Origin of the sequence: Embleya scabrispora, assembly GCF_002024165.1 — a bacterium.
Taxonomy (GTDB): domain Bacteria; phylum Actinomycetota; class Actinomycetes; order Streptomycetales; family Streptomycetaceae; genus Embleya; species Embleya scabrispora_A.
Map to the genome: position 1 here is coordinate 3,851,755 of NZ_MWQN01000001.1, position 14,374 is coordinate 3,866,128.

Below are 14,374 nucleotides of genomic sequence, written 5' to 3' on the forward strand. Positions count from 1 at the left end.
CCCGTACGCCGCCGCTTTACGGCCGGACGGCGAGCATGGTGGTCAGGCGGGTAGGTAGGTCACCTGGAGCACCAGGACGCTTTCGCTACGCACGACGATCAGATAGCGGAACATGCCACTCTCGGGGTACGCGGTGCCCATCGGGGGATTCGGTCCCTGGTAGGTCGCGCCGTCGAGGTAGAGCGCCTCGGCGGCTCTGACGATCTCCTCGGCTCTGGTTTCGACCTGGGCGATGAATGCTTCGGGAGCTCCGCCGACGACGCTTTGTTCGTCGGGGTGGTATTCCCAGCTCCAGCTCATGTCTCGACTGCGGCGTATGCGGCGCGCATCAGTTCCTCGGCGACCCGAACACCTCGGGCACGGATCTCGGCGTCGTCACTGATGGTGTCGACCTGCTCGGCGCGGTGGTAACGGAACGCGAGATCGGGGTGGCGCTCGATCTCGACGACCGCGGCCCAGTGGCGGAGCCATGCCCGCAGGGGGTCCAGGCGGTTGATCTTCAGCGCGGTCGCGGTGGCCTCGCGTTGGGAGCGGTCCATCTCCGGGAGCCAGTGTGGGGCCAGCAGCGCGACCGCGCGACGTAGCCCCTCAATGGTGCGCTCTGGGCGGGGCATGACCGGTGTGCCGTATTCGGACTCGGCGGTCGGCATCGCAGGCTCCCTTCCGATCGGCATGACACGGGCGAACCCGGCCCGCCATTCACTGTAGTCGGCCCTATCGATGTCGATCACGGTCTCGGACATCCTCACCCTCCCGCAGGCGCTCGTTCGCCGGCCGCTTCGAACGGTTCAACGATCTAGCGGTCCCGAGGTCACCCGAACGGACCTGCGCCGGGCTCGGGACGACCCACGTGACGTGCGACACGAGTCGGGATGGGCATGGATCGGGGCCGCCTACGCTTGGTTCTTTCGGGGGCGACGTCGGGTCGGCTCCCGTGTCTCGGTGGGGCGGAGCAGATCTCGCCCGCCGATCCAACCCGAGCAGTAGCGACGACAGCGAGGTGTCGCATGACCCCGACTCCCAACGAGGGACGTCCCACCGAGAGTTCGATGCGGCGCGCGCTGCGGCGCGCCCGCGACGGGGTCATGCTCGACGTCTCCGAGGCGGCCGTGCTCCTGCACGCCCGCGACGCCGATCTCGACGACCTGTGCGCCTCGGCCGCGCGCGTGCGGGACGCCGGCCTGGAGGCGGTCGGCCGCACCGGCGTGATCACCTACAGCCGCAAGGTGTTCATCCCGCTCACCCGGCTGTGTCGGGACCGCTGCAACTACTGCACCTTCGTCACCGTCCCGGGCAAGCTCCGGCGCGAGGGCCACGGGATGTTCCTCAGCCCCGACGAGGTGCTCGAGATCGCTCGCGACGGCGCCGCGCTCGGCTGCAAGGAAGCCCTGTTCACCCTCGGCGACCGGCCCGAGGACCGCTGGCCCGAGGCCCGCGAGTGGCTGGACGCGCACGGATACGACGACACGCTCGCCTATGTGCGGGCGATGTCGATCCGGGTCCTGGAGGAGACCGGCCTGCTGCCGCACCTGAACCCCGGGGTGCTCTCCTGGACCGACTTCCAACGGCTCAAGCCGGTCAGCGCGTCGATGGGGATGATGCTGGAGACCACCGCGACCCGGCTGTGGTCCGAGCCCGGCGGTCCGCACTACGGCTCGCCCGACAAGGAACCGGCGGTGCGGCTGCGGGTGCTGGAGGACGCCGGGCGCTCCAACGTGCCGTTCACCACGGGTCTGCTGATCGGCATCGGCGAGACGATGACCGAGCGGGCCGAGTCGATCTTCGCGATGCGCGGGATCGCCCGGCAGTACGGCTCGATTCAGGAAGTCATCGTGCAGAACTTCCGCGCCAAGCCGGACACGGCGATGCGCGGCACCCCCGACGCCGACCTGGTCGAATTGGCCGCCGCGATCGCCGTCTCGCGGATCGTGCTCGGGCCGAAGATGCGCATCCAGGCGCCGCCGAACCTGATCGGCGACGAGTACGCGCTGATGATCGGGGCCGGGATCGACGACTGGGGCGGGGTCTCGCCGCTCACGCCCGACCACGTCAATCCCGAACTCGCCTGGCCACAGATCGAGTTCCTGGCGGCGCGCACCGCCGAGGCGGGCTTCACGCTGCACGAGCGGCTGAACGTGTACCCCGAGGTGATCCTGCGCGGCGAACCGTGGGTGGACCCCCGGGTGTTGCCGCACGTACGCGCGCTGTCCGACCCGGAGACCGGTCTCGCGATCGAGGGCCGCAACCCCGAGGGCCTGCCCTGGCAGGAACCCGAGGACATCTTCGCCGCCGCGTCCGGCCGCACCGACCTGCACGTGACGATCGACACCACCGGCCGCACCACCGACCGGCGCGACGACTTCGACAACGTCTACGGCGACTGGGACGCGCTGCGCGAGCAGGTCGCCGCCGGCCCCGCCGGATCGGTGGTCCGGCTCGACTCGGAGGTGCGCGAGGCACTGGCCCAAGCCGCCGCCGACCCGACCCGGCTGACCGACGACCAAGCCCTCGCGCTGTTCCACTGCGACGGCCCTGCCATGGACGAACTCGCCCGGATCGCCGACGACTTGCGTCGCGAGGTGAACGGCGACGAGATCACCTACATCGTCAACCGCAACATCAACTTCACCAACGTCTGCTACACCGGCTGCCGGTTCTGCGCGTTCGCCCAGCGCCGCACCGACGCCGACGCGTACACCCTCTCCCTGGACCAGGTGGGCGAGCGGGCCGAACAGGCGTGGGCGGTCGGCGCGACCGAGGTCTGCATGCAGGGCGGCATCCACCCCGACCTGCCCGGAACCGCCTACTTCGACATCGCCCGCGAGGTCAAGAAGCGGGTCCCGGGGATGCACGTGCACGCCTTCTCGCCGATGGAGGTGGTCAACGGCGCGACCCGCACCGGGATGTCCATCCGCGACTGGCTGACCGCCGCCAAGGAGGCGGGCCTGGACACCATCCCCGGCACCGCCGCCGAGATCCTGGACGACGACGTGCGCTGGATCCTGACCAAGGGCAAGCTGCCCGCCGCGACCTGGGTCGAGGTGGTCAAGACGGCGCACGAGCTGGGCATCCGCAGTTCCTCGACGATGATGTACGGCCACGTGGACACCCCCGCGCACTGGCTCGGCCACCTGCGCCTGCTCGGCCGGATCCAGGACGAGACCGGCGGCTTCACCGAGTTCGTCACCCTGCCCTTCGTACACACCAACGCCCCGGTGTACCTGGCCGGCATCGCCCGCCCCGGCCCGACCCTGCGGGACAACCGGGCCGTACACGCGATGGCCCGCATCCTGCTGCACGGCAAGATCGACAACATCCAGACCAGCTGGGTCAAGCTCGGCGTCGAGGGCACCAACCTGATGCTCCAGGGCGGCGCCAACGACATGGGCGGCACGCTCATGGAGGAGACCATCTCCCGGATGGCCGGCGCCGACAACGGCTCGAAGAAGTCGATCGCCGAACTGGAGGCGATGGCCGCCTCGCTCGGCCGCCGCGCCCGCCAGCGCACCACCACCTACGGCGAGGTGGACGCCGAGCGGCAGGCGATCGCCCGGCGCCACGACGAGGACGTCGACCGGATCATGCTGCCGATCCTGACCAACTGAGCGACGGCACACGCGCCCGCGCGGGCCGGAGGGCGACCCGTTCGCCTCCGGCCCGCGCCGCTTTCCGCGGTGCTCTCGGATGCGTGTGCGACACCCCGGCGATCCCGCGCCGGTACGCTGCGGTGGGGCTTCGGGGGAGGGAGAACACACATGGCCGCACTGTGGTCCAGGGACCGTTTGCAGGACTTTCGGGCACGGGTACGGGGCTGTCTCGTCGGCGGCGCGATCGGGGACGCGCTCGGTGCCGGGATCGAGTTCCTGAGCCTTGCGGAGATCCGCGAACAGCACGGATCCGACGGGGTCACCGGCTACGTGACGGCGTACCACCGACACGGCGCGATCACCGACGACACGCAGATGACCCTGTTCACGGTGGAGGGGCTGATCCGCGCGCACGTGCGCCGGGACACCGGGGCCTGGCATCCGCCGACCGACCTGCACGGCGCCTACCTGCGCTGGAAGGCCACCCAGAGCGAATGGGGCCCCGACGAGCGCAAGGACGAGGGCTGGCTGGTTCGCGAGGAGTGGCTGTACAGCTCGCGCGCGCCCGGATCCGCGTGCCTGCGCGGGCTGGAGGACGAGAGCGTGATGGGCACGCTGGAGCGGCCCAAGAACCCCGACTCCAAGGGGTGCGGCGCGGTCATGCGCTCCGCGCCGTTCGGCCTGCTGGTCGGCTGGCGGCCCGAGCTGGTCTTCCAACTCGCGGTGGAATGCGCGGTGTTGACCCACGGACACCCCACCGGCTACCTCGCGGCGGGCGCGTTCGCGGTGATCGTGCACGCGGTCATGCAGGGCGCGCCGTTGGAGGAGGGCGTACGGATCGCCCTGGAGCTGGTGAAGTCCCGTCCGGAGCACGCAGAGACCGCGCACGCGATCGAGGCGGCGTCGGCCGCGGTGCGCGCCGGGGTGCCCTCGGCGGAGCGGGTCGAGGCGCTGGGCCAGGGCTGGACCGCCGAGGAGGCGCTGTCGATCGGGCTGTACTGCGCCCTGGTGGCCCCCGACATGCGCACCGGACTGCTGCTCGCGGTCAACCACGGCGGGGACAGCGACTCGACCGGGTCGATCTGCGGCAACCTGCTCGGCGCCATGCACGGCGACACCGTGCTGCCCGCCGACCTGGTCGCCGAACTCGAGGGCCGCGGTGCGATCCTGCAACTGGCCGACGACTTCGCGATGGAGATGACCCAGGGCACCACGCTGCACGGCCCCGAGGCGGGGGAGACCTGCTGGACCCGGCGCTACCCGCCGACCTGAGCGCCGGCCGCCCCGGACACTGCCCGAGGCGGCCGGATCGCTCCGATCAGGGTCGGCGCTCGTCCACCCACGCGCCCGCGACCATCACCGCGCGCACCCGAAGCGCGTCGTCCAGGACCACCAGGTCGGCCTGCTTGCCCGGCTCCAGCGTGCCGATCCGGTCGGCCAGGCCGAGCGCCCGCGCGGGCGTGGCCGAGAGCGAGCGCACCACGTCGGCGATCGGCAGGCCGCCCGCGACGCCGTTGCGCAGCGCCCCGTCCAGGGTCAGCGTGCTGCCCGCGATCGAGTCGCCGCCGGCCAGCCGGGCCACCCCGTCCACCACGTCCACGGTCATCACGCCCAGCGGGTAGACGCCGTCCGGCATGCCCGCCGCGCCCATCGCGTCGGTGATGAAGGCGACCCGGTCCGGGCCCGCGCTCGCGTACGCCAGGTTGACCACGCTCGGGTGCAGGTGCACGCCGTCGTTGATCAACTCCACCACCGCGTCGCTGTCCTGGAGCAGCGCGGTGACCGGCCCCGGCTCGCGGTGGTGCACGCTGCGCATCGCGTTGAACAGGTGGGTGGCCACGCTCGCGCCCGCGGCCAGCGCCGCGTGGGTCTCCCGGTGCGTGCCGTCGGTGTGCCCGACCGCGGCGATCACGCCCTCGTCGGCGAGCCGGCGCACCAGTTCGACCCCGCCCGGCAGCTCCGGGGCCAGGGTGACCATGCGGATCGCGCCGTTCGCCGCCTTGAGCAGCGTGCCGACCTCGTCCCGGTCCGGCGCGCGCAGCTGGGTCGGGTCGTGCGCGCCGCAGCGGGCCGCGCTCAGATAGGGCCCCTCCAGGTGCAGCCCCGCCAGCAGGCCGTCGTGCACGAGCGGGGAGAGTGTGGTCACGATCCGCAGCAGGTCCGCCGGGGACGCGGTGACCAGGCTGGCGACCGTGGTCGTGGTCCCGTGCGAGCGATGGAATTCGGCCACCCGCAGCGCCTCGTCGGGATCGCCGGAGGTGTACGAACCACCTCCGCCGCCGTGCACGTGCATGTCCACGAAACCGGGGACGATCCAGCCGCCCGCGACATCGACCACCGGCTCCGAGCCGTTCGGCCGACCGGGGCCGGCGAAGCCGATCCGTTCACCCACCACGTGCACCGAGGCGCCGTCGACCACCCCGGAGGGCAGCACCACGCGCGCATTGCCGAGCACCGTCACCCGCGCACCTCCAAGGTGTCCCACGCGATCAGTCCGGCGCCTCGGCAACCGGCCTCGTCTCCGAGTGCCGCGGTGACCAGCGGCGGCACGTGTTGGACCACGGCGCGCTCGGCGAGCAGCGTCCGCAATGGGTTGAACAACTGCTCCCCGGCAAGCGAGAGTCCGCCGCCGATGACCAGCAACTTCGGGTCGTACAGGGCGAGTCCGGTGAGCAGACCGTCCGCGAACGCGGACAACCCCTGACCCCACACCGCGGCCGCGACCCGATCGCCCGCGGCGACCCGGGCGACCACCTGGGCCGCGCTCAGCGGCGGGTCGTCGCCCGGCGCGGCCTCGGCAAAGGCGTGCGCGATCGCGGGTCCGGAGAAGTGCGCCTCCAGACAACCGACCGCCCCACACGTACATTTACCCCCGCCGGGGCGCACCGTGATGTGCCCGATTTCGCCGGCCTGCCCGTGCGCGCCCGGGTAGGGGCGACCGTTCAGCACCAGCACCGAGGCGAGCCCGGTGCCGATCGCCACGAACAGGAAGTTGTCGCAGTCGCGCCCCGCGCCCAACCGGCCCTCGGCGAGCGCGCCGGTACGCACGTCGTGGCTCAAAGCCGCCGGCAGCCCCAGCCGGTCGGCGACCAGCGAGCGCAGCGGCACCTCGCGCCACTGGATGCTGGCCGACCACACCGCCACGCCCGCCGCGTCGTCCACGATGCCCGGCACCACCACACCCGCCGCGCGCGGCACCCCGCCGAGTTCGACCGCCCGATCGCGCAGCGCCTCGGCGAAGTCGACGATCCCCGCGACCACCGCGTTGGGGCCGTCGGTGCGTCCGGTCGGACGCCGCTCGGAGTAGACCAGGCCGCCGTTCGCGTCGACGACGCCGCCCTTGATGTCGGTGCCGCCGACGTCGAGTGCGACGACGCAGTCCGCGCCGGACAGGTCGGACGGCGTGATGTTCACGTGCGGCATCGGCGTCTCAAGTCTGGTAGATGGGGCAGATTGTCGGCCCGAGGGCGGGTGGATCCGAGAATGCGCGTTTGTGCTCACTGGATAGCAGTTGAAAACATGAACATGCAACAGCATCGTTGAGTGAGCGCAACCTCACCGAAACCCCCACGCGTGACACGCGCGGGTGGCCGGGGAGGATGGTCGCAACGATCCGACACGGGTCGGGCAGGCTGTCGGACCGGGCGGGAGGTCGCGGGTGAGTCGTTACGAGCGGTGGGGTGCACTCCTCGAATTGCTGGCCAAGCACGGCCGGCTGGAGGTCGAGGACGTGGCCTCGGAGCTGGACGTCTCGCCCGCCACGATCCGCCGCGACCTGGACCAGCTCGCGCAGCAGCAGATGTTGACCCGCACCCGGGGCGGCGCGGTCGCGCACGCGGTCTCCTACGACCTGCCGCTGCGCTACAAGACCGCCCGACACGCGTCCGAGAAGCAGCGCATCGCGCAGGCGGTGGCGGCCCTGGTCAAACCGGGGGAGACGGTCGGGATCAACGGCGGCACCACGATGACCGAGGTGGCCCGCGCGCTGGTGGCCCGGGCCGATCTGTACACCGAGGGCGACTCGTCCGCGCAGGCGTTCACCATCGTCACCAACGCGCTCAACATCGCGGGCGAACTCGCCGTGCGGAGGCACGTGAAGATCGTGCTCACCGGCGGCGTGGCGCGCCCGCAGTCGTACGAGCTGATCGGCCCGCTCGCCACCGGGATCCTGCGCGAGGTGGCGCTGGACGTGGCCATCCTGGGCGTCGACGCGATCGACGTCGAGCACGGCGCGAGCGCGCACCACGAGGGCGAGGCGAGCATCAACCAGTTGATGGCCGCCGGCGCCGGTCGGGTCGTGGTCGCCGCCGACTCGTCCAAGTTGGGCCGCCGCGCGTTCGCCCGGATCTGTCCGCTGGACCGGGTCGGCGTGCTCGTGACCGACACCGCCGCCCCGAGGAGGCGACCGCGGCCTTCGTGGACGCGGGCGTGCGGGTCGTCCGCGTCTGACGCGCGGTTCGTTCGGGTCCTTCGGGTCCGTTCGGGTCGTTCGGCCCGAGACCCGCCAAAACCCCGGCCGAAGCTTCGGGCATCGTCGCCTGTCAATGCTGCCGAAACGTTATTCCAACCAACTCTTCGGCCGGCGGAACGCAAAATCCGCCCACAACCGGAATGGATCATTCGAAGAAGCGTCGATGGACCACTTCAAGATCCAATAGGCGTCCTCCGGGCCGGTTCCGCGCGTCCGCGCCCGCACGGGTAACGAATTGCCCGGCAAACTGCCGCGACCTCTCCAACCAATCGCAGGATTGGTGTAGACCTTTCTTCCGGCGAGGTGTTGACTGCCGACACGGCGAGTCCGCAAAATGCTCGATGCTGCTCAAGAGTTTTCTCAAAATCCGTGTTGCGAACAGTTTTGCGCATGTGTACGCATGGGGTTGCGCCACGAAACCCTGCCCAACGGTCCTGTTTTCCCGAAGGCATGAAGGCGGTTCTGCGATGAAGCGGCACCAGATGGCATTGGCGGCGACAGGACTGTCGGCCGCACTGCTTCTGTCAGCGTGTGGTGGGTCGGACGACGACAGCGACGACAGCAAGGGGGCGACCCCCGGCGCCTCCGCGCCCGGCGCCGCCGGCGCCCCGAAGGACGGCACGATCAAACTGGTCGTGGCGGACTACGGCAGCGGCGACGGCAGCATGCAGAAGTACTGGAACGGGGTGATTTCGAGCTTCAACGCGAAGTACCCCGGGATCAAGGTGAACCTGCAGGTCATCAACTGGGATGACATCGACAAGCAGGTCGCGACCATGGTCCAGAACAACGAGATGCCCGACCTGCTGCAGACCGGCGGTTACGCGGACAAGGTCGTCGACGACCTGCTCTACCCGGTCGACGAGATCATGTCCCCCGAGACCAAGGCCGACTTCGTCGAGTCCTTCACTCCGGCCGCGACCGTGAAGGGCAAGCAATACGGCATTCCCTTCACCTCCAGCACCCGGCAATTGATCTACAACACGGATCTGTTCACCAAGGCCGGCATCACCGAGCCGCCGAAGACCTGGGACGAGCTCAAGGCCGCCGCGACCAAGCTCAAGTCCGCCGGCGTGGCGACCCCCTTCGGCCTGCCGCTCGGCAAGGAGGAGGCCCAGGGCGAGTTCATGAACTGGGCGCTCGGCAACGGCGGCGGCTACCAGACCAACGGCAAGTACACGGTCAACAGCCCGGCCAACGTCGAGGCGCTGAACTGGGTCAACGACAACCTGGTCAAGACGGGTCTGACCGAGTCCAACCCCGGCACCAAGAACCGCAAGGACGTCTACACCGACTTCTACGGTGGCAGCGTCGGCATGGTGAACAGCAACCCCACCATGATCGCCACGCTGAAGAAGGACTACCCGAACCTCAAGTACGCGACGGCGGCCATCCCCGGCAAGACCGGCCCGCTGAACGAGACGCTGGGTGTCTGCGACTGGATGATGGCGTTCAAGAAGAACGGCCACAAGGACCAGATCAAGGCGTTCGTGGACCACGCGTTCAGCACCGAGCAGCAGATCAAGTTCCAGGAGCAGTACAGCTTCCCGCCGGTGACCAAGTCGGTGATGGCCAAGATGACGGCCAACCCGAGCAACGCCGGCCTCAAGCCGTACATCGACCTGCTGCCGAAGGCGAAGTTCTACCCGCTCAACGACGTCGCGTGGGACGTGCTCTCGCCCAAGATCAAGGAGCAGCTCGGCAGCGCGGTCTCCGGCAAGTCCCCCAAGGACGTGCTCGACCAGCTCCAGAAGGAAGCCGAATCGGCCGTCGCCCAGCAAAAGAGCTGACGCCCCACCGGACAAGTCCGCGCACCGAACGAGGAGGACGGCCCCGTGGCCGAAACCGCCGTACGCAGAGCGCCTTCCGTGGGCACCAGAGTCAAGAAGGCGCTCGCCCCGCTGCCGTGGATCGGCCCGGCCGTCCTCCTGATCGGTCTCGTGGTCCTGTGGCCCGTGGTCGTGATGGTCTGGAGCTCCTTCCAGCGCATCCGCCGCACCGGCATCGTGGTGGGACCCAACGGCACCGACAACTACACCAAGCTGTTCGACGAACCGGACTTCGTGGCCGTGTTGTGGAACACCGTGGTCTGGGTGCTGGTGGTGGTCGCCGTCACGCTCGTGTTGTCGCTGTTCCTGGCCCAGCTGTTCAACCAGCACTTCCCGGGCCGACGCTTCGCCCGCTGGGCGATGATCGTGCCGTGGGCGGCGTCGGTCTTCATGACCGCCGTCGTGTTCAAGTGGATGCTGCACGAGACCCACGGCGTGATCAACACGCTGATGGTCGACCTGCACCTGATGGACGCGGGCAAGGACTGGCTGGGCAGGCCGTCCACCGCGATGCCGTGGATGATGGCGGTCGCCGTCTTCGTCTCGCTGCCGTTCACCACCTACACCCTGCTCGCGGGGCTGCAGACGGTGCCCGGTGAGGTGTACGAGGCGGCCCGGATCGACGGCGCGTCCACGTGGCGCACCTACCTGTCGATCACCCTGCCGCTGCTCAAGCCCGCGATCCTGGTCGCGGTCGTGATCAACCTGATCAACGTGTTCAACTCGTTCCCGATCATCTGGGCGATGACCAACGGTGGTCCGGGCTACGAGACCGCGACGACCACGGTGTTCATGTATCAGCTCAAGGCGTCGGACATCGGCGAGAGCGCGGCGATGTCCGTGGCCAACTTCGCGATGATCATCATCCTGGTCGCGTTCTTCCTCGTCGTCAGCCGCGGGAACAAGGAGACCGACCGATGAGCACCGTCGTGACCGCCGAGCCGGACGCCGGCGCCCCGCAAGGGCCCGCCGGCGTGGCCGGCGGCAAGGGGACCAGGCGCGGGAAGCCCGTACTCGGGGGCTCGAAGTACAGCCAAAAGCAGCTGTGGTTCGGCGCGCTCGCGTGGGTGATCGCGATCGTGTTCGTGGCGCCGTACATCGAGATGGCGATCACCGCCCTGCGGCCGAAGGACGAGCTGACGAGCGACGGCTACGTGCCGTCGAAGTTCGAGTGGGCCAACTTCGTCGACGTCTGGGACAAGTCCACGCTCGGCGACAACCTCAAGGTCTCGTTGCTGGTCGCGGGCATGTCGACGCTGCTCGTGCTCGTGGTCTCGCTGCCCGCGGCCTACTACACCGCGCGCAAACGGTTCCGCGGCCGGGGCGTGTTCCTGATGCTGGTACTGGTCACCCAGATGTTCCAGCCGACCTCGCTCCTGGTGGGCCTGTACCGCGAGTTCTACATCCTGGATCTGCTCGACTCGTACTGGGCGCTCGTGCTGGTCAACGGCGCGTTCAACCTGGCCTTCTCGGTGTGGATCCTGACCGCCTACTTCAGCGCGATCCCGGTCGAGCTGGAAGAGGCCGCGATGATCGACGGTGCCTCCCGTCTCGGGGCACTGCGTAGGGTCACGCTGCCGCTGGCGATGCCGGGCATCGTCACCGCGGTCATCTTCACCTTCATCGCGGCGTGGAACGAGTTCACCGTCGCGCTGGTCCTGGTGACCACCCCCGACAAGCAGCCGTTGACGGTCGGGATCAACAGCTTCCTCGGCGCCTACCGGGTCGAGTGGCAGTACCTGTTCGCCGGGTCGGTGGTGGCGATCGTGCCGGTGGTGATCCTGTTCGCGTACATCGAGAAGCACGTCGTATCGGGGTTGACGGCAGGGTCGGTGAAGTAGGTCGGGGGCGGCCGTCCGGGACGTCTCGGGCGGTCGTGGTCGGCCCTGGACGACGCGAAGCCCACAGGTCTCGGGGGCCTGTGGGCTTCGGCGTGTCCGGGCGGGCGGTTACGGCAGGGTGATGTGGTACGCCTTGCGCAGCGTCTCGTGCACGGTCCACACCGTCTCGTCGCCCTCCTGGAGCACGCACGCGTCGCCCGGACCGACCTCGATCGTCGCGCCGCCGCGGATCTCGATCGTGGCGCGGCCGGAGACCACCACGAACAGCTCGTTGGCCTCGGTGTCGGTCACCACGCCCGGGGTGATCTGCCAGATGCCGCGGATCTGCCTGCCGTCCTCGGACTCCCACAGGACCTTGCCCGAGACCTCGGGCGTGCCGGAGACGATCTGCGCCGGGTCGAGCGGGTCGGCTTCGAGCTCGGCGGTGGGGATATGGACGGCAAAGGTAGACATGCGGCGGAGCATATAGGCCAACCGGACGGCCGCCGCTCGCGGGTGATTCGTGGGCTTTTCCGGCGAATGCCCGCGCCGGTGCGGTCCTGCGTCGGTATCGGCGGGCAGAATGCCCGAGAGCGGGTCGACGGGCCCGCCCGAGGCACCGAAGGGAAGACCGATGGGTGAGGAGCACGACGTGCGGCCGGAGCCGCCCGGAATTCCCGGGCAGGGCGCCGCGGCGACCGCACCCGACGCGACCCCGGCCGGCGGCCTGTCCGAGCGGGACCGGGACATCCTCGAATTCGAGCGCCAGTGGTGGAAGCACGCCGGCGCCAAGGAACGCGCCGTGCGCGACCGCTTCGGCTTCTCCGCGACCCGCTACTTCCAGGTGCTCAACACCCTGCTCGACCGGCCCGAGGCGCTCGAACACGACCCGATGCTGGTCCAGCGGCTGCGCCGGCTCCGCGAGGCCCGCCAGCAGGCCCGCTCCACCGTGCGTCGTACCGGGCACTGAGAGGCCGGGGTGTTCACGCGCCGCAAGGACGAGTACGACGTATTCGACGGCTTCGGCCGCTACGGCCTGATCTGGACCAACGAGGACCCGGGAGCACCCGATCCGGAGCAGGCCGCCCCGGAAGAGGGGGAGGCCGAGGGGGAGTCCGGGCGCGACCTGATCGGCGGCCTGCGGATCGACGACTCGCCCGTGCCGACCCGGTCCCGGCGCAGTCTGATCGTGCCGGCGGCCGTACTGGCGGCCCTGGCCCTGGCCGGCGCGCTCGCCATCGCCCGGGAGGAACCCGCGACGCGGGCGGCGGCGGATCGGGGCCGGCCCACATCGGCGGCGCCCGCACCCGCGCCGGTGTCCGCCCGCCCGGTACCGCCCGCCCACGCGCCCCCGGTCCCGAGGGGCAGCCGAGGCGAGGTCGTCCTGCTCGACCAGACCAAGGTCCCGGCACTGGCCAAACGCATGGCCCGCCGCCTGGAGGCGGCCGGCTGGGAGGTGACCGGAACCGACACCTTCCGCGGCGCCGTCCCGGCGACCACCGTCTACCATCCCGCCGACCTGGCGGCGCAGGCCCGAGCCCTGGCCGAAGCACTCCCGGGCATCACCCGCGTCAAGCCCGCCTTCGCCGGCATCCCGCGCCACCGCCTGACGGTGATCGTGGTCGACGACCAGGTGGTCCCGTTGGCGGATCGGGTGCTGGGGTCGTTGACCACGTGGTAGCGAGGGGCGCGGGGGGAGAACGGTGCGCGCGCGGGGCTCGGCGGGAGCGCGGTGCGCGAACGAGACTCGGCGGCGTGGCCGGGAATCCGCGTCGCGCCCCGGTCGCGTTAGGTTGGTCGGCATGACCTCGAACCGGTCCACGCTGCCCGAACCCACCACGCCGGCCGGCCGAATCGGCCTCGCCGCGCTGCTCGACGCACCCGCGCGGGCGGTCGTCGCACTCGACTTCGACGGCACGCTCGCCCCGATCGTCGACGATCCCGAGCACGCCCGGGCCGATACGCGCGCGGTCCTGGCGCTGTCCCGGCTGACCCCGCATCTGGCCGCGGTGGTGATCGTCACCGGGCGGCCCGCCGCGGTCGCGGTGGAGTACGGCCGCTTTCGCGGGGTCGCCGGTCTGGAGAACCTCGTCGTGCTCGGCCACTACGGCCTGGAGCGCTGGGACGCGGCGACCGATCGGGTCAGCGCTCCGGAGCCGCCGCGCGGGGTGCACGAGGTGCGGCTCGAACTGCCCGACCTGCTGCGCTCGCTCGACGCGTGGAACACCACGTGGACCGAGGACAAGGGCAGCGCGCTGGCCGTGCACACCCGCCGCGCCCCCGATCCGCAGGCCACCCTCGACCTGCTGCGCGGCCCGCTCGGCGAACTGGCGAAGCGGCACGACCTGGTCGTCGAACCCGGGCGCTACGTGCTGGAGTTGCGCCCCCGGGGAATGGACAAGGGGCGCGCGCTCACCGGCTTCCTCGCCGAACGCCGGGCCGCGATGGTGTTGTTCGCCGGGGACGATCTCGGCGACCTTGCCGCGTTCGAGGCCGTCGAGGAGCTGCGTGGCCGGGGCGTGGCCGGGCTCACCGTGTGCAGCGGCTCGGCCGAGGTGCACGCCCTCGCCGAACGCGCCGACCTGGTGGTGGCCGGGCCGGAGGCGATCGCGGACCTGCTCGGCGCGCTCGCCGACGCGGTGGAGGGCGGCTGAGGCCACCGGCCCG

13 protein-coding genes and 1 pseudogene are annotated in these 14,374 nt (G+C 70.5%); 9 read left to right on the forward strand and 5 right to left on the reverse strand.

Going from position 1 to position 14,374, the window contains the following annotated elements; genetic code table 11:
- Positions 1-42: 42 nt before the first annotated feature.
- The gene (locus B4N89_RS17075) at positions 43-300 is read right to left on the reverse strand and encodes a hypothetical protein (RefSeq protein ID WP_078976685.1); all 258 of its coding nucleotides are present in this window, start codon (positions 298-300) and stop codon (positions 43-45) included.
- Positions 297-743, reverse strand: a complete 447-nt coding sequence (locus B4N89_RS17080) for a hypothetical protein (RefSeq protein ID WP_143657993.1) — start codon at positions 741-743, stop codon at positions 297-299. Before B4N89_RS17080 ends, B4N89_RS17075 begins: the two co-directional genes overlap by 4 nt.
- Before the next feature lie 264 nt (positions 744-1,007).
- On the opposite strand from B4N89_RS17080, the gene B4N89_RS17085 reads away from it, so the two are divergent.
- Entirely contained in the window at positions 1,008-3,605 is a 2,598-nt protein-coding gene (locus tag B4N89_RS17085) for a bifunctional FO biosynthesis protein CofGH (protein WP_078976687.1), read from the forward strand.
- A gap of 150 nt (positions 3,606-3,755) precedes the next feature.
- On the forward strand, positions 3,756-4,859 hold the full coding sequence (locus B4N89_RS17090; RefSeq protein WP_078976688.1) for an ADP-ribosylglycohydrolase family protein: 1,104 nt from the start codon (positions 3,756-3,758) through the stop codon (positions 4,857-4,859).
- Between the two features lie 46 nt (positions 4,860-4,905).
- On the opposite strand, the gene nagA is transcribed toward B4N89_RS17090, so the two are convergent.
- Both nagA and B4N89_RS17100 read right to left on the reverse strand, forming a co-directional pair.
- Positions 4,906-6,048: an N-acetylglucosamine-6-phosphate deacetylase gene (gene nagA, locus B4N89_RS17095; RefSeq protein ID WP_078976689.1), complete on the reverse strand. Its 1,143-nt coding sequence runs from the start codon at positions 6,046-6,048 to the stop codon at positions 4,906-4,908.
- Positions 6,045-7,010 carry an ROK family protein gene (locus B4N89_RS17100; protein WP_078976690.1) on the reverse strand — a complete coding sequence of 322 codons (966 nt, stop codon included), beginning with the start codon at positions 7,008-7,010 and terminating at the stop codon, positions 6,045-6,047. Before B4N89_RS17100 ends, nagA begins: the two co-directional genes overlap by 4 nt.
- Before the next feature lie 235 nt (positions 7,011-7,245).
- Between B4N89_RS17100 and B4N89_RS17105 the strand changes: the two are divergent.
- The 4 genes and pseudogenes from B4N89_RS17105 to B4N89_RS17120 all read left to right on the forward strand — a co-directional run bounded on the left by B4N89_RS17105 (position 7,246) and on the right by B4N89_RS17120 (position 11,728).
- Positions 7,246-8,036: pseudogene (locus tag B4N89_RS17105) on the forward strand (DeoR/GlpR family DNA-binding transcription regulator).
- A gap of 489 nt (positions 8,037-8,525) precedes the next feature.
- Positions 8,526-9,848 carry an extracellular solute-binding protein gene (locus tag B4N89_RS17110; RefSeq protein WP_078976691.1) on the forward strand — a complete coding sequence of 441 codons (1,323 nt, stop codon included), beginning with the start codon at positions 8,526-8,528 and terminating at the stop codon, positions 9,846-9,848.
- Between the two features lie 45 nt (positions 9,849-9,893).
- Entirely contained in the window at positions 9,894-10,808 is a 915-nt protein-coding gene (locus B4N89_RS17115; RefSeq protein WP_078976692.1) for a carbohydrate ABC transporter permease, read from the forward strand.
- Entirely contained in the window at positions 10,805-11,728 is a 924-nt protein-coding gene (locus B4N89_RS17120; protein WP_078976693.1) for a carbohydrate ABC transporter permease, read from the forward strand. Before B4N89_RS17115 ends, B4N89_RS17120 begins: the two co-directional genes overlap by 4 nt.
- Before the next feature lie 108 nt (positions 11,729-11,836).
- On the opposite strand, the gene B4N89_RS17125 is transcribed toward B4N89_RS17120, so the two are convergent.
- A complete protein-coding gene (locus tag B4N89_RS17125) occupies positions 11,837-12,181 on the reverse strand; it encodes a cupin domain-containing protein (protein WP_078979417.1) in 345 nt (114 codons plus the stop codon).
- 160 nt (positions 12,182-12,341) lie between these two features.
- Between B4N89_RS17125 and B4N89_RS17130 the strand changes: the two genes are divergently transcribed.
- From B4N89_RS17130 to otsB, 3 genes are all read left to right on the forward strand, one after another.
- Positions 12,342-12,677, forward strand: coding sequence for a DUF3263 domain-containing protein (locus B4N89_RS17130; protein WP_078976694.1), 336 nt, complete (start codon positions 12,342-12,344; stop codon positions 12,675-12,677).
- 9 nt (positions 12,678-12,686) lie between these two features.
- Complete coding sequence (locus tag B4N89_RS17135; protein ID WP_078976695.1) at positions 12,687-13,388, forward strand: LytR C-terminal domain-containing protein; 702 nt, start codon at positions 12,687-12,689, stop codon at positions 13,386-13,388.
- Between the two features lie 121 nt (positions 13,389-13,509).
- On the forward strand, positions 13,510-14,361 hold the full coding sequence (otsB, locus tag B4N89_RS17140; protein ID WP_078976696.1) for a trehalose-phosphatase: 852 nt from the start codon (positions 13,510-13,512) through the stop codon (positions 14,359-14,361).
- Positions 14,362-14,374 lie beyond the last annotated feature (13 nt).